At 32.0% G+C, this 20,444-nt stretch carries 16 protein-coding genes; 4 read left to right on the top strand and 12 right to left on the bottom strand.

All coding sequences use genetic code 11. The annotated features are described in order from the left end of the window. Positions 1–227: 227 nt before the first annotated feature. The 3 genes from NML76_RS01145 to NML76_RS01135 form a co-directional block, all read right to left on the bottom strand. Entirely contained in the window at positions 228–1,151 is a 924-nt protein-coding gene (locus NML76_RS01145; RefSeq protein WP_049492934.1) for a hypothetical protein, read from the bottom strand. 607 nt (positions 1,152–1,758) lie between these two features. Continuing rightward, positions 1,759–2,031, bottom strand: a complete 273-nt coding sequence (locus NML76_RS01140) for a hypothetical protein (RefSeq protein ID WP_201036814.1) — start codon at positions 2,029–2,031, stop codon at positions 1,759–1,761. Between the two features lie 135 nt (positions 2,032–2,166). Beyond that, positions 2,167–3,744, bottom strand: a complete 1,578-nt coding sequence (locus NML76_RS01135) for an ABC transporter ATP-binding protein (protein ID WP_195623238.1) — start codon at positions 3,742–3,744, stop codon at positions 2,167–2,169. A 196-nt stretch (positions 3,745–3,940) separates the two neighbouring features. Here NML76_RS01135 and NML76_RS01130 point away from each other — a divergent pair, with 196 nt between their 5' ends. Together NML76_RS01130 and NML76_RS01125 are read left to right on the top strand one after the other, a co-directional pair. Further along, the gene (locus NML76_RS01130) at positions 3,941–4,795 is read left to right on the top strand and encodes a helix-turn-helix domain-containing protein (RefSeq protein ID WP_195311726.1); all 855 of its coding nucleotides are present in this window, start codon (positions 3,941–3,943) and stop codon (positions 4,793–4,795) included. A 241-nt stretch (positions 4,796–5,036) separates the two neighbouring features. After that, positions 5,037–6,554, top strand: a complete 1,518-nt coding sequence (locus tag NML76_RS01125) for an ABC transporter ATP-binding protein (RefSeq protein ID WP_195623239.1) — start codon at positions 5,037–5,039, stop codon at positions 6,552–6,554. Positions 6,555–6,750: 196 nt separating this feature from the next. Here the strand turns inward: NML76_RS01125 and NML76_RS01120 are convergent, their stop codons facing one another. From NML76_RS01120 to pezA, 6 genes are all read right to left on the bottom strand, one after another. Continuing rightward, on the bottom strand, positions 6,751–7,605 hold the full coding sequence (locus NML76_RS01120) for a hypothetical protein (RefSeq protein WP_049496956.1): 855 nt from the start codon (positions 7,603–7,605) through the stop codon (positions 6,751–6,753). After that, positions 7,589–8,077 carry a Mov34/MPN/PAD-1 family protein gene (locus NML76_RS01115; RefSeq protein WP_049496953.1) on the bottom strand — a complete coding sequence of 163 codons (489 nt, stop codon included), beginning with the start codon at positions 8,075–8,077 and terminating at the stop codon, positions 7,589–7,591. Before NML76_RS01115 ends, NML76_RS01120 begins: the two co-directional genes overlap by 17 nt. After that, positions 8,055–9,821, bottom strand: coding sequence for a ThiF family adenylyltransferase (locus tag NML76_RS01110; protein ID WP_195623240.1), 1,767 nt, complete (start codon positions 9,819–9,821; stop codon positions 8,055–8,057). Before NML76_RS01110 ends, NML76_RS01115 begins: the two co-directional genes overlap by 23 nt. Positions 9,822–9,829: 8 nt before the next feature. Next, positions 9,830–10,852, bottom strand: a complete 1,023-nt coding sequence (locus NML76_RS01105; RefSeq protein WP_049496948.1) for a cyclic GMP-AMP synthase DncV-like nucleotidyltransferase — start codon at positions 10,850–10,852, stop codon at positions 9,830–9,832. Between the two features lie 132 nt (positions 10,853–10,984). Then, positions 10,985–11,746: a type II toxin-antitoxin system toxin PezT gene (gene pezT / locus NML76_RS01100; RefSeq protein ID WP_049496945.1), complete on the bottom strand. Its 762-nt coding sequence runs from the start codon at positions 11,744–11,746 to the stop codon at positions 10,985–10,987. After that, positions 11,746–12,222, bottom strand: coding sequence for a type II toxin-antitoxin system antitoxin PezA (pezA, locus tag NML76_RS01095; RefSeq protein ID WP_195623241.1), 477 nt, complete (start codon positions 12,220–12,222; stop codon positions 11,746–11,748). The genes pezT and pezA overlap by 1 nt, the downstream gene beginning before the upstream one ends. Positions 12,223–12,450: 228 nt before the next feature. Between pezA and NML76_RS01090 the strand changes: the two genes are divergently transcribed. After that, the gene (locus tag NML76_RS01090; RefSeq protein ID WP_254732473.1) at positions 12,451–14,751 is read left to right on the top strand and encodes a hypothetical protein; all 2,301 of its coding nucleotides are present in this window, start codon (positions 12,451–12,453) and stop codon (positions 14,749–14,751) included. Here NML76_RS01090 and NML76_RS01085 read toward each other — a convergent pair. After that, complete coding sequence (locus tag NML76_RS01085) at positions 14,732–15,682, bottom strand: ATP-grasp domain-containing protein (RefSeq protein WP_195311645.1); 951 nt, start codon at positions 15,680–15,682, stop codon at positions 14,732–14,734. The genes NML76_RS01090 and NML76_RS01085 overlap by 20 nt on opposite strands. Before the next feature lie 89 nt (positions 15,683–15,771). On the opposite strand from NML76_RS01085, the gene NML76_RS01080 reads away from it, so the two are divergent. Then, positions 15,772–16,671 carry a tyrosine-type recombinase/integrase gene (locus NML76_RS01080; RefSeq protein WP_070505413.1) on the top strand — a complete coding sequence of 300 codons (900 nt, stop codon included), beginning with the start codon at positions 15,772–15,774 and terminating at the stop codon, positions 16,669–16,671. A gap of 907 nt (positions 16,672–17,578) precedes the next feature. On the opposite strand, the gene NML76_RS01075 is transcribed toward NML76_RS01080, so the two are convergent. After that, complete coding sequence (locus NML76_RS01075; protein WP_049492958.1) at positions 17,579–18,235, bottom strand: ABC transporter ATP-binding protein; 657 nt, start codon at positions 18,233–18,235, stop codon at positions 17,579–17,581. 4 nt (positions 18,236–18,239) lie between these two features. Next, a complete protein-coding gene (locus NML76_RS01070; RefSeq protein ID WP_254732472.1) occupies positions 18,240–20,441 on the bottom strand; it encodes an ABC transporter permease in 2,202 nt (733 codons plus the stop codon). Between the last annotated feature and the right edge of the window lie 3 nt (positions 20,442–20,444).

The raw sequence follows: 20,444 nt of genomic DNA, 5'->3' as shown, positions 1-20,444 counted from the left end.
AAATTATAGCATTGCCTTCAATACGAAAATTGAAGGCGTATGCTGCTTATTAATATTATTAGTATTGAAAATCAGAGATGCTAAAATATCAGTTATACCAAGGGTGAAAAAATTTTTTACAAAATCAACATACCCCAAATTCTAATTCAAAATACCCCAATTTTTAATTCAACATACCCCATACATAAATCCTGATTTAATCAAAGCAAATCAATAAATCAGTGAATTTAAATCCCTGAAACCTTAAAATGAACCCTATATTTTTGAAAATCAAAAAAAGAATCCATCTTTATCTGTTTTTTTGATAAAGGTTCACAATTTGGATTACAGTATTCCCAACAAACTAGGATTTTATCATCGGCTAGTTTATCAAGTGAATTAGTTAAGCTCTCCTCAATTCTTGAACGCCAACCACCTTTTTTCAATCTAACTTCTTCTATTGCTGGAATTTTAGGACATACATTTAACAGAGCTTCAACTGATATGACTTCATGAATTTTTTTCTTTCTATTATTATTGAGACTTTGATGATAGACTAGTTTCTTTGCGATAGAATAAACATTTTTACTACGTTCATCAATTTTAAAAAGTCTGAGAGGGAAATTTGTCACATAAGAAGTAATTAAATATCTAACGAATTTTTCAGTCAATTGAACTGTATAAACTCCTTTTTTGCATTTGAATTCCTCAATCAGTTTCATATCTTTGAATTCTTTGATTTCCGATTTTCTCTTTTCTGCGGTACTAATAGAAAGATCGTTTAGCAAACTTAATGCCTCTTCAATGATACGACGTACATTTTTCTTCGTTGAAGTACTTTTTAGATTATTTTTCCCCATCAGTTCTGCATACTGTTTAATTGAAAATTCAACCAAGCAATTAACAGCCTCTTCTTCACTTAGTCTATATTGGTTCTTCTTCCCTACAAGCAAAATTAATAAATCTAACATCTTCAAAACTCGGAGTTTGAAATAATCTTTGTTAGCATCAAAATTTTCAATATGAATCGTACCAGGCCCTAAATGAATCGATGTTCGATTAGTGATTCGATCCCTTACTTTGTCATCTGTTTTCAAATTAACAGAAGGTAGCAAATTCAAAGTCGGTGTATTTAAAATCTTCTCGATTTTCTTGTTTTTATCAACAGGCATTATATAACCTCTTTTTTTATTTATTTGAAAAGATTATTGAGGGCACAAAAAAAGAGCTGTTAGCTTGGCTTGTTTGCTAACAACTCTCTTGCTCTCAATAAATTTTTTTCTTTCCATACTAATAGTCTGCCATTTTTTGATGAAAGTAAAAAAAAGAAAAATCAAAAAAAGTCGCTTTTTCTACCAAAAATTGCTCAATTTTCTACTAAAATTTAAAAAGGACACTTTACAAAGTGCCCTTTAAAATAGCGGAAATAGTGATATTTTAAGGATTTTAATACACATTATAAGATCTTCCATATAGGATTAAAATTTTTTTGAAAAAATTTTTAATGACCAAATTAAAAAAATTTTTTAATTTCATACCTAGGATTATAGTTTCAACTGAAGAACACTAAATCATTCCTATACGGAGAGACAATTTGTATAGTTATTTATGATTTATTTCAATCCAAAGCCTATTTTTCTTCTAATTCCAAGATTTGATTTTACCTGAAAAAGAATGCTGATAAATCAACATTCTTTTTATGTTATTTTTGAACAAAATGGTGCGATTTGACTGTTTAGCTACCAATAAGATACCACAAATTTAAGAAAGTCTTTCATCTTAAACGCCAAATTCAATGATTTCTCTTGATATTTCTTCATATCTATCTTCTTTTAAAAGAGGTGATTCAACTCTAATCTTACAATAATCTCCATCAATTCTATATAAATTTTCTCTGATTACTGAAAAGAAAGTCTGAGTCTTTAATGTCAAAAAATATGAACCTATAGCTCTAAACATTCTCTCTTGTGATATTGTATCAATTTCATTCTTTACGAAAGAGTCAATAGCAAATGGAATCTTAAATTCACTGTTACTTGCTATTAAATTCATATAAATTAGGTAGCTTTCAATTAGTCTAAAATAGCATAGTATCAGACACTTGCAGAATTCTATCTGTATTTTATTTTCAATACAACTGATTATCAAATGCAATATATTGGATTGTATTTCAATTTGAACTCTGTGTTAATCACGAAATCTATAATCTTCTAACTTAATAACCTCATCATAATTATCTTTATTGAATTTATGAGCAATTTCAATAATTGTACAATCTTGAGAGTAAATAAGCTGTCGAATCTCTTTGGCATTCGTATCATCCAATGAAGCTGTTACCTCATCAACAAGTAGAATGGGCTTCAATCTAAGCAAAGCTCTGGCAAGTTCCAATTTCATCATTTGACCACCTGATAGATTTTGTCCATCAAGGTGTAGTTCAAGATTATTGCCAACTTCCTTAAGAAGATTAACTTTCTGTAACACATCTATTATACTACTGTCTAAAAAATCTTGGAAGAGAGTTACATTATCTCTTAAACTACCGTTAAAAATATAAGGCTTTTGATGAATGACTGATACACAATCATACGATGGCTCAAAAGACATTCCATTCTCATTTTCAAAAGAAATAGTTCCTGAAAATTCAGTATCTTCGTCGCTTAAAAGTTTAAACAGAGTAGATTTTCCACTACCGCTTGCTCCCGTCAGTAAAACCTTTTTTCCAAAAGGAATATTAAGAGATAACTGTTGAAAGAGCTTTTTTTCTCCAAATGATTTACTTAAATGATCAATATCAATACATAATTTTCTTCCTTCAACGTTTTTTTCCTCTACGTCAGTAAATCCATCACTTAACTGTAAAATAGAAACTACCTTATCTCTAATAGCTGTGGATGATTGTAGACTAGAAGTGCCTTCTAGCAATTGTTGTAATGGAGAAATAAGATTCATCGAGGCCGTCATCATGGCCAGTAATGTCGTCAGAGTTAAAGAGGTTGTTCTCATCAAAAATAAGCCTACCATCAGAGGGATAACTAGCCCTATACCTTTGAGAGGTCCTGTCCAAAACATGACTAAATTATGACTTGTGAAATAATGGTATTGCTTCCTTTCAGTGTTTTTGATAGCATCCAACACATGAGCCGAAAACTGCTGGCTAGCTTGATTACTACGAATAGTATCTATTCCTTTTGTAAAATCCGTGATAGAAGCCATACTGTTTTCTCTAGCTTTACTTAATTCCTCCCCTCGTTTCTTCAACATCTTATGAAAGACAAACTGGGGTATGATCATTAAGAATCCCCCAACTGTAAACATCAGACCTAGTTGGATATGTTGTATCAAAAGATAGGACACAGATGCTAGAATAGATAGACCAAAGATAGGATAAATAATGAGCGGGACCAGATACTCTTGCCAAAACATTAGAATATCTTGTGCTAAAAAGGAATTTAATTCTGATGGACTGTATTGCAATGTTCTTTGATAGAACTTCTCAATAGCTTTTTTAGAAATGAGCACATTAAATTCTTCAATGATTGCTCGTGCTAGGAGATTATTGACATACATACAAGCGTAGATAAATGCAAATAATAACACTCCACTTAATCCAAATGTTAGAATCATTCGATTGTCATTTACATCAATTTTTCCTGCTACCTGTATGAGAAATGAAGTAAGTAAGCCTTGTAAGGAATACAGTAGCGAAAATAATAGATAAAAAAATAATTTAGTTTTTGAAATATGCTTAAAAATAGTTCCCATCTCATTCCACCTTCAATTCATAGTTGACCTTATTGGATAAAATCGCAAGTTCAAAATTTTGTAAAATATTTTGTCGCAGACAAGATTTTTGAAGACGTCATAATCTTGATCAAAATCATATTCAACAATTTCATTTTTGATATCAGTATTGTATAATATAAAAAATGTGAAAAGGAAAAATTTCGGAAATCCGAACATGACTAATCGAGAAAAATTTAAGGCAATTCGTAAGCAAAGAAAACTATCTTTAAAAGCACTTGGAGAAATTGCTGGTTCTGCCACCAGTATTTCAGATTTTGAAAATGGTCATACAACCCTTTCTAATGATGTTCTATTTCGACTTCTAGGATTTATGTTAGTTGAAATTAATGAATTCTTTGAATGGAAAGATTTCCGAGACAAAGATTTTTACCAGCTAACCGAGCAGTTAGAAGAGGCACTGAATAACAAAGATACTCAGATACTTTCCGAATTAAAATCATATCTCTATGAGTTATCAGATCAGAAAGGTCAATATATTTACCAAATCATAGCTCGCGTTTTAGAGGTAATCATCTGCGAACTAAAGCAATTAACCGTTCCTCAAGATACCATTTTTCAACTCACTGACTACTTTATTTCATTAGAGTACTGGACAAATCTTGATGTCGGTCTGCTTGGTAATCTCGTCCCTTATTTTACATCGGATGCTCTTATAATCTTCACTAATACTATTCTCGAAGATACTCCTCAGTCGCTAAAAAATAACCTAGATCGTATTAAAATTGATACCGTCCTAAACTGCCTATCTGTTTTTTTAGAACGAAAAGAAAGAAACGCTAGCCGAAAACTTCTGACATTATTATTTAACAAAAATTATCCAACCTATTTTTCTTTTGAAAAACTATATCTACATGAACTTAAAGCCATATTTGATTATCTTTGGTGTGACAAAGAGGAGGCTTTAAAAATACATCAAACTATTCTAGAGACAATTAATATTATTCTTAATCCTGAGGCAGTGAAGGAATGGGATGATAACTTTAGAAAAAACACATCTCAACTAGCATAACTAACTAATTTTATTTCAAATAGAAAACACTTAGATTTTTTTCGTGATAAGTATTTGACTTTGAAATAAATTTATTCACCTGCTTTACCAACATATACTTTAAAAGATAGCAAAAATTGTAGTACTTATACAATTGCCAATTATTGCACCCAATGTTCTGGAATTGCCTTATCTGAATCAGGTAATAGCAGAAATTGCTCTGAAATATGTAAAAAAACAGCACTAGCAAGGAGTTTCGTCTATGCTTCAATACCTTAAGCCTCTGCGCTGGTATCTTTTCTTTAATTTTCTCTTTAGTGGACTGTCCAATATTTGTACTGCTCTTCTTCCATACTTTACACAAGAGTTAATTCGTGGCAACTATCAAATAGCTTTGTCAGGTTATTGCATCTCAGTTATAGGTTACCTGACTTGCAACTACATCCAAATGCGACTTGACTGGAAACAGGCCATTCTCTTTTCGACAAATCTAAAGAACGATTGGTTTCAATCTCTTTTAGGACTTGCCCACCATGATTTCAAGCAGAAAACAGTCGCAGAATACATTTCTTATCAATCTAATGATCTTGATTCACTGGAAAAAGATTATCTACCTCCACTGATGAGTTTTTTTAAGCAGATTCTACGAATTTTGATTTATACCATCATTATTACCAGAACTATCAATCCTATAGTGGCACTGATCCTACTGATTTCAACAGCCATCAGTATTCAAATTCCAAAGATCGTTGGTCAATTGACTGCGAAGCGTAGACAAACCTATCTTGAAAAGCAAGGTGATTATTATCGGACCTTGGAGGATCTATTCCGAGGACATCACCTAGTTAACAAACTCACTCTACCTCATTTTATAGAGCAACAAAGAAATTCTCTCAAAAACTTGCAGGATAAGTATCTTGGGTATGGTTTGACTAAAATTACAGGTATTCTCTTGACGGGTATTTCTTTTGAATTCATTAGCCTTATTCTCTTTTCCTATCTAGCTTACTCTCTATATCATCATCAAATTGGTATCCCTGAGGTGGTTGCAAGTTTTGGTTATATTACAGCCTTCTCAGAACCAATTCAAGAAATCCTTTACGATCTGCAAATGTTGGAGTCGGTAAAACCTGTAATTAAAAGCTTTCAAACTATTGTTAAGCATCCATCTTCAATTCAGTCACCACAGCCTTCCTTTGAAACGATCACATTGAAGAATCTTTCTAAACAACTTGGGGAATCAACATTGAAGATTTCTTTTGCCACCATTCACAAAGGAGATAAGATTGCCCTCATAGGAGAGAACGGATCAGGCAAGAGTAGCCTACTCAATATTTTAAATGGTACGGATGAGGATTTCCAAGGCGAGATCTTGCTGAATGATCTTCCCCTAAATCAGCTTTGGGGGAGATTTGGCCTGATCTTGCAACAGGAGCATAGCTTCATCTCTAGTTATGAAAATAATGTTACGCTATTCAGTACTTTCCCCGCAGAGTTTAAGGATGCGGAATTCGAAGCAACACCTCCTCAATCCCTGTCAGGTGGTCAACAACAACGCATGTACCTCAATCGAGAAAAAAACCGTCAGAGTCCATTAGTTATTATGGATGAACCTTTTTCAGCCTTGGATGCTCATCAGTTCGAGGCAGAATTGAAAAAAGTACTAGACTTACCGTGTGCTGTCATCATTACTTTACACCGACAGAATGAAGCACTGAATAACTTTGACCAAGTCTGGGAAATTAGATCTGGAGAACTAATCATTGAAAAAAGTAAGTAAATTTATATTTAACCATAATATAGGATGTACACTGATCTAAGCCGCATTTTCAATTTGTTATCATCACATAATTAAATACCTTAATATTATAATAAAACGGCAGGCTAGTAATTTCTAGCTTGCCGTTTTATTTTTCAAACAGTTCTTATTAAAGATATGATGCTAATACAAGTCACAAATTGCACAAAATACCTAACTATCTCTCGTATATTATAAACGAATCATTATAGAGTTTTCTTTCATCCATCTGTATAACCGATACTCTATCAAAACTTGATCTATCTAATGTTAAGAATGAAGTCCCTACTATTTTTTGTGTATTTAAAGGATTTGTTGTCATAAAAAGATTAACCTCTTTATAGGCGTTAATTACTTTCTGCGTTTCTTCTCGGACTGTACTAACTAATTGAGGATTGTTATATCTGTTACCACTATACTTTTGTTGCGATGAAATTTTTACTGTTGTATTTTCCAAATAGTTAGCTGCTAATTTTTCTAAAGGAATATCATATGTATCACATACTAATAAATTGACAACTTTATTCTTTTTGTTTTCAATTGGATACTCAACAGTAATTTTTCCTTCAAATTCATCATATTGCATAACAGATGATTCTGATATAAATTCTGAGAAAACTCCATTAATAATAAGTTCAAACTGCATTGGTATTGATACACCTATAAGTTGTAACTTTCGATAGCCTAATATATTTGCAGCAATCCACAGTCTTTTATAACAGTTATGAAGATATACAGAATGACCATCATTAAATGTTCGCTCTGCATTGTTTTTTCTAAAAATCATTAATAATGAAGTAAATATTAATGAATAAAGAACTATATAAGTAGCGATAGAATTATCAGGAGTTATTTCAAAAATAGTTCTTGTAAAAAAATTGGTATTTGATATTTTTTCAACTTCAACTAGTGTCAAACTCTTCCCAATCAAATAACAAATAAGAATTGGAAATAGAAAAATTAATACCAATGGTAAATAAAATTTTTGAGACCAAAAAAAGCATTTCTTAAATGATTTATTTTTTAAATTCATACGTATTCAATACATCCTTAAAATAGATTAGAGTGGATTGCCACTCATTTGATTCCCTAAAGTAGAATCTCCCAGCCTGAAGCCCAATTATCAAGAAGAATAATCTATCATCATTATCTGAGATAATTTTTTCCCATGATTGAATATCAACAATAGATGCAGTAGGTATATCTTCAGGATGGGTATGCCATTCTCCAATTAAACTTATGAAACCTGAACTTTTACCAAAATAATCATCTGCAAATTTCTGGTGGTTTGGAGAAGTCTTTGAGAATTTATATCTACTTCTTACATCATTATCCTGTGGTCTTGAAAAATTTATAATAATTATCGAATTATTTAAAAGTCTCTTACCAACAAAAATACCACCTGCTTCAGGTTCAAAACCCAGTTGCCTAAACTCTAGTAATGAATTTAAAATATCAGATGGTATTACAATTTGATATTTATTATTCAGATTTACATATATCAACTTTATACTCTCCGTTACACTCTGGACAAGATGTATTTGTTCTTAAAGCAACATTTAATAAATCACTATTTTTTAAACAATTGTAGTATCGAACACTATACGTAAACCCTTCTTTTCCAAACTGTTTATCTGAACCAATTTCTGATACTAATCTGTTTTCAGCAGAGAACTCCCCATCCAAGTACTGCAAATAAACTTCTATAGCTTTATTTGCCAATGAACTAGGCGCAATAACATTATAAGGAACAAATGAAGAATAGCAACTAGCTAAGCGCTTTTCAAATATTTGATTTTTCTCTGCAAAAGAGGCTCTATTATTAACAAGATGCCCATTTTCATAATTCATACACATATAGCATCCGTTATTTTGTGGAGAAACTAGTAGGTTATGATACCCAACTCCATATGGATCTAACCAGCAATACAATACCGTTTTTCCAATCTTTCTGAAAAAATGATTAATTTCAAAATTAGTTTTAGTATCTCCGACACAAGAAAAAACAAAATCATATTCATAAAATAAATTTGGATTCTTCCGAACTATTTCTTGAAATCGGATACCCTCACATTCAATTTCTAAATCAGGATTTTCTTTTTTCAATCTATCTTCTAAAGCGTCTACTTTTTGAATATTATCTATTATACTATCCATACCTAAGTAGTGTCTTGAAATGTTATCGACCGTTAAAAAATCAGGATCTATTAAAAGAAGTTTCTCTATACCCATTTTAGATAAATTGTTTGCAACAAATGATCCTACAGATCCAAGTCCAACAATTACAACTTTTTTATTCAGAAAATCATATTCTTGGGATGTCCTACTCACTCTATACTCCTTGTCGAATCTTGTAATATATACTGGAGTAATATTGAAACTCCCATTTTTTGATTTTTTAGCCTTAGAACCAATTTTTTTTCTATCTTTATTTTTTTGTGGTACCTTATTATCAATTTTAAATGGATATTTGGAAGTTCTAGACTCAAAAAGCGCACCAAATAAAACATAATCATTATCAGATATAGGAAGTGATAAAATTAATATGAATGACTTTCGTTTCGTTTTACACCACTTTTGGAAGCGGCGTCTAACCCCCGAAGATAGATTTCCTGTAATCAATTTCTTAAATGTTGCTTCTGTTAGTTCATTCAGGGGATTAGGAGGAATCACAGAATTCGAATCTTTAAGTGGAAGTATATAAACATCTCTGCTTTTTTTAGATTGTGGCGCAACACTCTCTTTAAGTTGTGAACCATAATTAAAAAGATGGTAGTTCTGATTCGACAGGACTAATTCATGTTTCTCAAATGTACTGACCCTAGATAAATAACTTTGAATATCTATATATTTTGTTTTTGACTTCAAACAACTGATATGCCAATATGACAAAAACTCTTTCCTGAGGTCTTCGGTCATTTTGGGTGTATCCCAACTATCCAGTAATTCCTTTACTTTTTCACAGCAATCTTTCAATAATCCACTTGGATTGTTAAAGTCCCAAATTAAATTATCATCTGAAATATAACACAATTTCCCTTCGGAACCGACATGACTATACCATTTATTAAAATCCATATAATTTGAAAGGTATATTTCCGGAAGTGAATGGGGAAAGTCATTAGAAACGATAATTTTTAAGGTAAATTTTTTGTATTGATAAAAATAGCATTCCTTATCTTCGGACTCCAAGCTCTCTGAAGGTATTTCGTCAAAGTACATCTGGAATATTTCTTCTTTTTCTAACATACGCGCCTCTAAGCACTTGGATAATCACTGATTATAGCCCGAGTTCCAAAGTTTTCTGCTGTCTCTTTTTGTTCAATAATAGGAAAATCATCACCAAACTGTTTACTCAATATTTTTGTAGAGTCACTTAAATCAGTAGAATCTATTGCCTCATCTAGTGAGTCTCTTAATTTTTCTAATTTATTCTTAAAGGCTTCCATTTGTATATTTGATACCCTTTCATATACATCAGTATACGGCTTAACAGGTAAGGAAACCTCTAATCTCGGATAAAATAAGTTTCTATCAACATCATATGTATCCGAAAACGAATTAATCATAGTATTTACTAAATTTCTTAAAGCTGAAATATCATCATAAGTAGCGTTCCCAGATAAATAGTCTACTTTTTTGCTTACAGAAAAATTATTGACAGCAAATACTGAAATACCAATACCAGTTGGTTTGTTATCCTGATTCTTAAATTTTATATCTTTCCATCTTTTTAAATAGCGAATTACTCTCCGAAATTGGTTTCGGTCTTCTGAGTTTTCCATAGCATTATTTATTTTTTCCGTTAATTCTACAGGGTCTGCTTCCTCCCACTTAATATTTTCTTCTTTACTATTAAGCTTACCTCTAGCCAAAAAATAATTATCATTTTCAATACAATACACCGCAATATCGATATGAACATTATCTTTAGGAAATGATACCGTGACACATGGATTTTTTACTTTAACATTATTTTCTCCAAATTTAGAAACTAATGTATTAAAAATAATTTTCTTTATCTCTTTTGGAGTATTTGAATTTCTATCAATTTCAAATCTCAAACCTCTATCTAAATCGTAATCCCCATCCTCTAATGGTAAAATCCCCGTGAAAGTTGAGTAACTCCCTTGATTAAAAAAACTCTTTTCAAATTCTGAAACACCTTTATTTATTGCTTCTTCAACTTCTTTACGTTTATCAATTAATACCTTTTTATCGTCAGCATCTAGCTTAATGGTATCGTGAAATTTAATAAACTGTGACTGCAAAGTATCCATAAGCTCCTCCTTAAAGTATTTTATTAAATCTACTCTTAATTATATCATTCTATGTAGTAGTATTTGTTGAATATCTATTTATAAACTAATTAAGTATATAGTTGAGTATAATTTTAAATTAAACTATTATGACTATTCCTCACCCAACTCCTTCAATCGCTCCTGTCCCATCTTCAACATCTCTTTCTCTACCTTACTCCATTTTCCGAAGAGGCATTCTTGTAGAACTTCTGCTGCTGAGGTTTGATCTACTTGCGAATCATAAACGCACGATTGATCTCTTTGGTAAATTTGAATTTGTCTAAAAAGCTGATCCTTTTCCAACTCCCGTAAATTCTCAACCAAATGTTCTACAATTCCATCATGGTGTGCTTTAGGAGTTGCTCTGGCTTGACTAGGATTTATAGCATAGAGCTCTTCATAACGTATCAAAGTGCTGAGATAGGACAATTCAGGCTTGGTCGCAATCAGTGCAAGCGAGACTTGGTAACCTCTAGTTGTCAATAATTGTGCCGTTTTTCGAGGAACTTCTGTTGTTCTCAAGGTGCCCTCGATTAACAAATGATAGCCTAGTTTACTCAATTCATCTACGAGATATTCAACCATTTTTCCCGCAAATACTTTAGTATAATCCACACTATCTTTGCCATACTTCTCCTGCAGACCAAGGTAGTTTGGATGAAAAGAGCGATAACTATCTCCATCAATGATAATGATATTTCCTTGAAATTCCCTTTGTTTCACACGATGAATCGTTGTCTTACCAGCACCACTCTGTCCGCCGAGCAAAATAGCTTTAGGCTGAGATGAAGTTGTTTTACCGCGAGTCATTGAACAAACGAGTCGTTTGGAGGCTCGTTCAAAATCACCTTGACTAAATTCTTCTAGTTTCATTAGGCCACCACCAGATGACTGGCTTGTTCTAGCATCCGTTCAATACCATCCAAATAGCCATTGTATCGCTCTACTTCCTCAAAAGTCCCTACAAGATAAATCTTCGTGTTAATCAAATCAGACAAATCATCGCTCATTAGAACCCAAGGATTAGAAGTATCATCAAATGCAATTCCTTGTTCATCTTGAAAACGATAAAGTTGTGCTAAGATATTCGCCCCTCGTTCTTTAATCACTTCAATTTTCAGAGTTAACTGATAATCTTCTACTGGTGTGAGCAGCTTTTCCTCTCCTACGATATCGATATAAGAAACATTAAATTTCTTACAGATACGATCTATTAATTCTGTCGAAACTCGACTTGTCCCATTTTCATAACGACTCAGAGTATTTCTAGAGATACCAACAATCTTTGCAAATTCAGGCTGCGTTAATTTATGTGTTTTACGTAACGTTTTTATATTTTCTCCAATCATGTAACTCCTCCTTTTATTTATTTCTATTATAGCACAAAATAGAGAAACGCACCATTTTTGGTGCGTTGATGCCGATAGATAGAATGCCACATATTCAGTTATTGAAGAAAGAGTATTATGAGGCTGTTCAAAAAGTCTTTGAGAATGAAAACTACAATCGAAAACATATTGGAGGTAGGAATTTATGGTATACTAGTGATAATAAATAGTTATCGGTAGGAGAATGTCATGAAGTTTATCAATCGTAAAGAAGAGCTCCGTAATTTACAAAAAGATTACACTAATAATTTGAATCGTGGATTGAATCAAGTTTATATCATTAAAGCTGATTCAGGCGTAGGGAAATCCGAATTTATTAAAGAAATATCTAAGAAACTAAACTTATCTTTTATAGAAGTTTTTCCATTAGATGATAGCAATGATTTTTCAACATTTAAAAGATTTGTTATAGAATTGGATAAAATCAGTAGCGAGTATGGTTATGATGATTTTAAAGAATTTTACACCAAAAAAATGACTAGTGATAAAGCTATTAAAATATTGCTGAAAATTTCAGCAATATTTGGTAAAGCATTTATTGGAACATTTTTTAAAGATAATAATATTGGACTAGAAGTGTCAGAGATTGACTTACCTTCATTGATAGAAGAACCTACTCAATATGAGACATTTGTGCTAAAAGCTCAAGTGGAAAATCTCTTTGAATATGCTAATTATGTTCTAAAACAGAGAAAATTATCTATTTTGTATTCACAAGCCTCTCAGATTGATCGTTCTTCTTTGGATTTATTTAATAAATTAATAGTTACTTCTCAACAATGCCTGTTTATTTTTGAATGTGACGATAACAGAGTGGAGCAGTATTTGAAAAATAGTAGTAAATTTTTTCTTAAAACATATCACTTAAATCGACTTTCTAATGAACATATTCTTCATTACATCCAACAATTAACTGAAGAGTTAGAATTGCATTATGAGCAAATTGATTTTACAATTTTACATGATAGTATTGAAAAAGGAGATTTAGCAGAAATCTCCACAATTTTAAAGGATTTTGATGATAGAGTACGGTTGGATCGGACAGTAGAATTACAGACGATTAAACAAATTGTTGAAGAATTATCAGACAAACAAACAGCCCTTTTAATCTTACTTTCCTTAACAAAGAATAGGTTAGCTCAAGTTGATTTGATGGAAATTTTATCCCAACTATACGGGGAGTTTGATTCGGAAAATATTGATTTTCTAGTAAATAAAGATTTACTAGAACGAAATCACTCTTCCTTATCAATCCCTAATTTTATAGATATGGTTGTTAGCCCTACAACATTTTCCCCTAAGTTAAGACTAGCTCTAAGCTCTCTTTTGGTTAAATATATTAACCAAAAGTTATATGAAACCAATAATGCTGAATATCTTGATATTTTAGTTGACCATTATTTACTTCACCGCCAATTTTTACAACTCAAATCTATTTTCCCTAAAATTCGAGAGAGATTGATAAGAATTGATTCACAAGAAGGGCGTGTAGCCTATTTTGAAAAATTCAATCTGATACAGCATGATGTAAAAACAATTGATGAAGATTTTATACTGACACTTGTAAAAATTGCCTATGATGCTAATTTGTATCAACAATCCCTATCTTTAATTAATTTTATCTCTCACAATATTGATAAGGTTGTTTTTGGCAAAGCATTATTACTAAATCGATGTGAAAAATTTGATGCTTCTATTAACTATATTGAAAAAAATATAGTTAAGCTAGATAAAAACTCATCACAATACTTCCAGCTTTCTTTAGTTTTAATAATGAACTTAGTACAACTTGAAAGACGAGAAGAAGCAAAACGTATTTTCGAGGAATTAAGTACGCAACACACTCATCCACTATATCCCTACTTAATCAGATTATCCAATGTTTTTTATAGCCAATTTTCTGACCGTATAAAAATTGTTCAGTCAATTACGGAGAGAATTTTTAAGGAACAAGATTCTGAATTTTCAGGACTTCATGCTATCTATCTAGCTTACTTATATGCTGTAGAAAGAGATGTTTCTCGTGCCGAACAATCTTTAATAACCGCTCGAGACTATTTCGGTGAATCACTTGTATATAATCATATGATTCTTCATAACGAGGCTACAATAAAATTTTATAGTGGAGATATTGATGAAGCAATACCGGAGTTACTTAATAGCGCAAAAATCACCGCATATGATGAATATGACCGATTTGCCATTTACAATAATTTAGTTGTTTATTATCTCTTAAAGGATAGAGTAGGTAGTCTTGAATGTCAGTCAATTGTTGTTGAATTGGAGGAACTCATCTCAAAGACATCTTTTAAGCGTTTTTTGGATAAGATTTACTACAATCTCTATCATTATTATCAAAAAATGTATAACCTCGAAAAAATGGAAGAATACAAAAATAAAATAGAGGAAGATATTATTAAGAATGATTATGAAATGAAGTTAATGTATGAAACTTCGTGGAAACTACCCCTTAATTTAAATGATGAGTAAAGAGTGTTTGTATCATTTCATCGTACGTATAGCCATTTATGTTGAATGTCTTAGGTACAACAGATTTTGGATACAACCCAGGATTAGCATTGATCTCTATTAGATAAAATTCTGAATTTTTTATTCGGCCATCCACTCGTATCAATTTATTTGGAGACAAGTTCTTATAAAGTTGCTTTAAGTTGATAATATCTTTATCGCTTAAATAGCAACTTTTTTCGATTTCTATACCGATTTTTTGTTTAATCTCTGAAGTATAAGCCTGATACTTGAATTCATTAGATTCTGGAAAAATAAGTTCAACTTCTTCAAAGAATAACTCTCCTTCATTTTCTAAAATAGTAACAGCTACTTCTCTCCCTTCAATGTATTCCTCTACTAGAATACCATCAAAGTCCTTCATTAATTGCTTGAGTGCCATATCTGCCTGTTCCATATTTTCAACAATAGAGTTTTGTGTAATTCCTATTGATTCTGATTCATAGTTCGGTTTAATAATAATTGGATATTCAAAGTTCGATAGAATTTCTTTAGTGTATGAATGATCAAATACTAACAAGCTTTTTGGGACTTTTATACCAAAATTCTCTGCAAATTTCTCTGTCATAAATTTATCTTGACATAAAACTTGTACATATGGGTCTGGGTTGAAATATTTAATTTTATAATTTTCACAAAATGCTGGGACACTCATGTTTCTAATTCGACTGTTATATCCAAAATCAAAATTTAACACAAAGTCGTCTAGGTGATTAAAAACACTTTTTTTGAATCTCTCAAAATTATCGTAAAATATGATTTCATCGATAAATTTAGAAAAACTTTTATGGAGAATATCTCTCAATTCATTGCGAGTGTATTCTCTATTTTCGATAATTTTTGTCTGAATGGATGAATCTGGGTTGACATTTAAAATTACTATTAATCTCATAGTTTCTCCTACCGATAACTATTTATTATCACTATACAAAGCATTCAAATAAGTATATAATAGCATGATTATTGATAAAGGAGTTATTCATGGATTATAAACATATTTCTACTTTCTTAGACTACTGCAAAACCCATAAACGCTTGAGTTCACATACGATTCGAGCTTACAAAAATGATCTTTTGCAATTTTACAATTCAAATTACAGCAGTGTGGAAACCTATGTTGAACATTTGACGAAATCCAATATTAAATCTAATACATTACGTCGCAAAATTGCTAGTTTGAAGGTGTTTTACAGCTACTTAAAATATCATAATTTAGTTGATGAGAATCCTTTTAATCAATTACGTTATCAATTTAGAACGGAAAAAATATTACCTAAAACGATTCCTTATGATATTTTGAAAAGTATTTTTTCACATCTAGAACAGAAAGTTACCTATTCAAAAACTAAATATCAAAAACAAAAAGCTGAAAGAAATTTGCTAATCATTTCCCTATTGCTTTCAACTGGAATTAGGATTTCCGAACTTTGTCATATTCATCTTAAAAACATTAATCTTTCAAATAGGACTCTCCATATTATGGGAAAAGGCAAGAAAGAACGTATCCTATTTTTAGGAGATCAAATAACATTTAGCTTACTAGAAACATATATAAATAACTACTGCTTTCAACCCAGTGACTACCTATTCTCTGGAAAATATTCTTTCAACCCATTGTCAGAGCAAAGTGTACGTTTAATTCTAAATACCCTTGTTAAACAACATAACTTAACTACACCTATTACCCCCCATATGTTTAGACATAGTTTCGCAACAATGCTTCTAGATAGTGATGTAGATATTCGATACATTCAACAAATTCTTGGACATAGTTCTATCTCAGTCACACAAATCTATACTCATGTATCTCAGTCAAAGCAAAAAGAAATTCTAACTCTGTGTAATCCCATCGCTTCGATTCATTCACAGTCAAAAAAATAGGGCTACCTTCATAGAGGTAACCCTATCCTGAATAGTCAAGTCCAGTATCGTCACGAACTTCGAAGTTATAGGCAAATGACTGATCTGTTGTGTCTGTGCTTGTCTTGATTGCCCCATAGAGATGATAGCGACTGATCCTTGGCTCATTGTCAACTGTAGTGGGTTGATATAAAGTTACAATCTGGAGAGGACTAAATTGGTTCTCTCCTTTTTAATGTTCAAAGTGATGAGAATTATAGTTCCTATAACCGTCAATTCCTTGTAAACCTTTTCATTTTTTTGTATAATATATTTGAAAAAGGGTGGCATAAAGTAGTAATACCCAATTTGTAAAATTAATAAGATGCGCAAGTTTTAATTAATTTGGGCATTTTTGATTACTCAAAAGGGCTACCATCCGATATTGACTTCATTGACATGAAGGTGTTCATTATACTAAAAAAGCAAAGACGAGGTAATTACTTCGTCTTTGCTTTTTTACGATTTTCCGCTATATATAGTAGTATACTTCTCCTGATAAAATTCTTTTTCTTATATTTTAGTGAACTCCATGCTGAATCACTGAAGTCAAACAAGTTCTAAAATCCTGAAATTCTAACAAATGCCACGTCACCTCATCGTCATCTAAGACTGTCACAGTCTCGCCTTTAAAACAATGTGGGATAGGGACAGTTTTCTTTTGAAATGAATGTAAAACAACCATATCTACTAATTTATTGTTGAAAATTATATGCAGACAAAGGATGTCATCAATATGATTTTCAACCACTAGATAAGTTTATAACTCTAGATGATTGTACAAATTTGGCTGTTGTGTCATATTGTATTCAAAATTTTCATCCTTAAACTTCCACTTTCTTCGTTGTTCTATAGACTAAAATGATTGTCTCAGTTGCGAGTGAGTAGACTAATTTACAAAAGCTGATTTCAACGAGACAATTCGATCACATTGTTTCGCATGGTCTAAATTATGTGTGACGATTAGAATTGTTTTTCCAAACTGATCTCTCAATGACCGAATTAAGTCAAATGATTTTTGAGCCATATCAGGATCCAATGAACCTGTTGGTTCATCTGCCAAGATGATATCACCTGGTTTTAGAATAGCTCTCACGATGGCGATTCTCTGCTGCTCACCTCCAGATAATTCATTGACCTTGCTATCTAGTCTATTTTCCAAACCAACAAACCGCAAGGTTTCTTTAATCTTTTTCTCCTTCTCTTCCTTAGAGAAATTAGTAAAGTTCATAGCAAGCATGAGATTATCTTTTACACTGGATGTAGAGATGAGTGCATTTGATTGAAATAGATAGTTGATAACATTCTTTCGATAGTTAACCGCAGAACGCGAATTCACTTTTGGTAAGATCTTCCCGTTGATTAAAATCTTACCACTATCAATATTATCCAAAAGGCCAATCATATTAAGTAACGTAGATTTTCCAGAACCAGATGGCCCTACTAAAGCTACAAATTCATTTTCCTCAACATCAAAACTTAAGTCTTTTAAAATCTCACGTGACCCAAATTTTTTTGACACATTTTGTACGGAAATCATAGACATTAAATCACCCCTTAAACGATTGTATGAGACTTTCTACTTCTTTACGGAATAGATTGAAGTAAAGAAGTAATAATTGGAAAGCAAATGTAACTAGTGCTAAAACTATTCCCAACTTAGAGCCTAGTAAGATAGAAACTAGTAGTTCTATCGCAGAAACACCAACGACAAGAGAAAGAACACCGCTATACCTCTTCCAAGGAGAAAAGCCCATGAAGTATTGTACATACAGTTTTTCTTCGAAAAGCAAGCGATAAATCAAGACAAAACTCCAAAAGATAGCTATCATAGTAAAGACAATAATAGCAATGATACTTCCAAATAGGTAGAAAGTATAGCCGAGATCTTTCTGAAGTCCATTGATATAATTCTTAACCGTTGTAAATTTCAGTGCATTGTCTGATAAATCAGGGAACTCATTTTCTAAAATTGATTTTACCTGATTCGTTGTTTCCTTATCACGAACTTTCAAAATTCCGTCATATCCACTCACAGATAGGTTTGCTGATTCCATGAAGTACAAGTTTTCAGGAGCTGCTACAAAAATAACAGGTTCTTCACTAGTTACACCTCGATCGATTGATCTTGACCAAGTAAAAATGGACTTAGATGGCTGATAGGTTCTAAATAAAAATCTTGGATTTTCTGTAAACTTAGTCCCTATATCCCCTGGTTTTACTCGAACAACTTCTTGTAAGTAAGCCTTCATGGTTTCAACATCCGCTGAACCTAGAGTATCAGGAATAAGGTACAATCTGGCACCATTACGTATTTCGGATAATTCTTCATTACTTAACTCAACTCCTAGTTCAGATAAGTAATTATAAGAATAGGTTAAATACCAAAATGGTTTTTTAGGAACATTTTGATACGTACCATAGATTGTATCAAGGTATTCTTGCCCGAGATATTCTCCCTGAGCAATATAAACACCTGGAATCTCTGAAATTCGTTGGTAAAAGTGATACATGCTGCTTTCTAATGAATTTGTATTACCAGAGTAGGTTCCTATATCATCCCCTTCTACAAAATCCGAAATAACATACATATTTTCGACACTTTTCCACTCCCTAGCTACTTTGACATTATCAATGAACTGATTCATTGGCGCATCTAAGGAATGACTAACTGCTATTAATAAACCAGCTACTAAAGTATAGAATAACAAACTGGTTGCCATTAATGGTTTCATTGGTAACCGTTTATGAATTGCAGCTAATGGAGAAACCCAATAAACAACAATACTTGGAATAATTAATGTTAGCAATAGTAACAAGATTGAAAGACTTGTACCCGCAAAGACTAACACAAATGATGATAATCCAAAACTAGCCCAACCTGACAAAAACCAAGTTGCTAGTGCGGAAACAGGTGCAATATAAATAGAAAACAGAAGAGAATCCTTAAAGAGGGCAGACCACAACTCCTTCCTATCCCATCCAAGTAGTATCAATGTCCCAAAATGTTTAAAGGATTGTAAAACACATATTAGGAAAAGAACAAGAAGAACCATAGCATTTACTGCAATACTAGCAGCTAAAACGATTGGCACAATTCCCTCAACAGTATTACTGCCAAAACTCTCTCTAGTCAAGTCTTCAACAGAAATCCCAGTTATAGATGAGAGATTTGATAAAAACGTTTCTCTTGAGAGGTCGTCCTGAAGACCATTGATATGATATATCCCGTTTATTGTATTTGTTTCTTGAAAAATATGGTCTAACCGATTAATAACAACAGGGGTTGTAAATAACAAGCTCGGTAATTCATAGAGCATATTATCAGTTCCCTTATCAAGTCCAATAGTCAAGTTATTGTCACTATGGGATAATAAATCTGAAATTTGTTGGCGTGATAAAATTATTTTACCACCGTTTGTAAAATCTGAAAAACCTTCAGGATTGCCAAGAACATCTAAATATATTCTATTTATTGAACCATCCCTACTACTATTTGTAGTACGTTTCGTCCAAATAGACAAGTCACTTTGTTCCAAAAAGTATTGGTATACACTTTGCGCCTGTTCTTCAGATAATCTTTGAAGATAAACTGTAACTGTCCTAGAATTACGGTTATAACTTTGCCATGCCTCCTCATACTGAACACCTGTAAAAAAAATTGCCATCAGAGCAAGTAGTACGCTCTGAATGGCAATCAAAAACAGGATTAAGTACTTCATTTTACCTATTAACATGTTTTTGTATGTCATAGG

The sequence above is a fragment of the Streptococcus sp. CF8_Ac1-9 genome, assembly GCF_024295565.1.
In the GTDB taxonomy this organism is placed as follows: domain Bacteria; phylum Bacillota; class Bacilli; order Lactobacillales; family Streptococcaceae; genus Streptococcus; species Streptococcus parasanguinis_X.
The sequence above is the reverse complement of the archived record's forward strand: the minus strand, read 5'-3'. Positions and strand labels throughout refer to the sequence as shown.

Excerpts from the sequence above, each read along its gene's own strand:
- NML76_RS01120 (WP_049496956.1), bottom strand. The coding sequence starts at position 7,605 with ATGAATTTAAAAAATAAATCATTTAAGAAATGCTTTTTTTGGTCTCAA.
- NML76_RS01085 (WP_195311645.1), bottom strand. The coding sequence starts at position 15,682 with ATGAGATTAATAGTAATTTTAAATGTCAACCCAGATTCATCCATTCAG.
- NML76_RS01070 (WP_254732472.1), bottom strand. The coding sequence starts at position 20,441 with ATGACATACAAAAACATGTTAATAGGTAAAATGAAGTACTTAATCCTG.
- NML76_RS01135 (WP_195623238.1), bottom strand. The coding sequence starts at position 3,744 with ATGGGAACTATTTTTAAGCATATTTCAAAAACTAAATTATTTTTTTAT.
- NML76_RS01125 (WP_195623239.1), top strand. The coding sequence starts at position 5,037 with ATGCTTCAATACCTTAAGCCTCTGCGCTGGTATCTTTTCTTTAATTTT.
- NML76_RS01110 (WP_195623240.1), bottom strand. The coding sequence starts at position 9,821 with ATGTTAGAAAAAGAAGAAATATTCCAGATGTACTTTGACGAAATACCT.
- NML76_RS01080 (WP_070505413.1), top strand. The coding sequence starts at position 15,772 with ATGGATTATAAACATATTTCTACTTTCTTAGACTACTGCAAAACCCAT.
- pezT (WP_049496945.1), bottom strand. The coding sequence starts at position 11,746 with ATGAAACTAGAAGAATTTAGTCAAGGTGATTTTGAACGAGCCTCCAAA.
- NML76_RS01090 (WP_254732473.1), top strand. The coding sequence starts at position 12,451 with ATGAAGTTTATCAATCGTAAAGAAGAGCTCCGTAATTTACAAAAAGAT.
- NML76_RS01145 (WP_049492934.1), bottom strand. The coding sequence starts at position 1,151 with ATGCCTGTTGATAAAAACAAGAAAATCGAGAAGATTTTAAATACACCG.
- NML76_RS01140 (WP_201036814.1), bottom strand. The coding sequence starts at position 2,031 with ATGAATTTAATAGCAAGTAACAGTGAATTTAAGATTCCATTTGCTATT.
- pezA (WP_195623241.1), bottom strand. The coding sequence starts at position 12,222 with ATGATTGGAGAAAATATAAAAACGTTACGTAAAACACATAAATTAACG.
- NML76_RS01130 (WP_195311726.1), top strand. The coding sequence starts at position 3,941 with ATGACTAATCGAGAAAAATTTAAGGCAATTCGTAAGCAAAGAAAACTA.
- NML76_RS01075 (WP_049492958.1), bottom strand. The coding sequence starts at position 18,235 with ATGTCTATGATTTCCGTACAAAATGTGTCAAAAAAATTTGGGTCACGT.
- NML76_RS01105 (WP_049496948.1), bottom strand. The coding sequence starts at position 10,852 with ATGGATACTTTGCAGTCACAGTTTATTAAATTTCACGATACCATTAAG.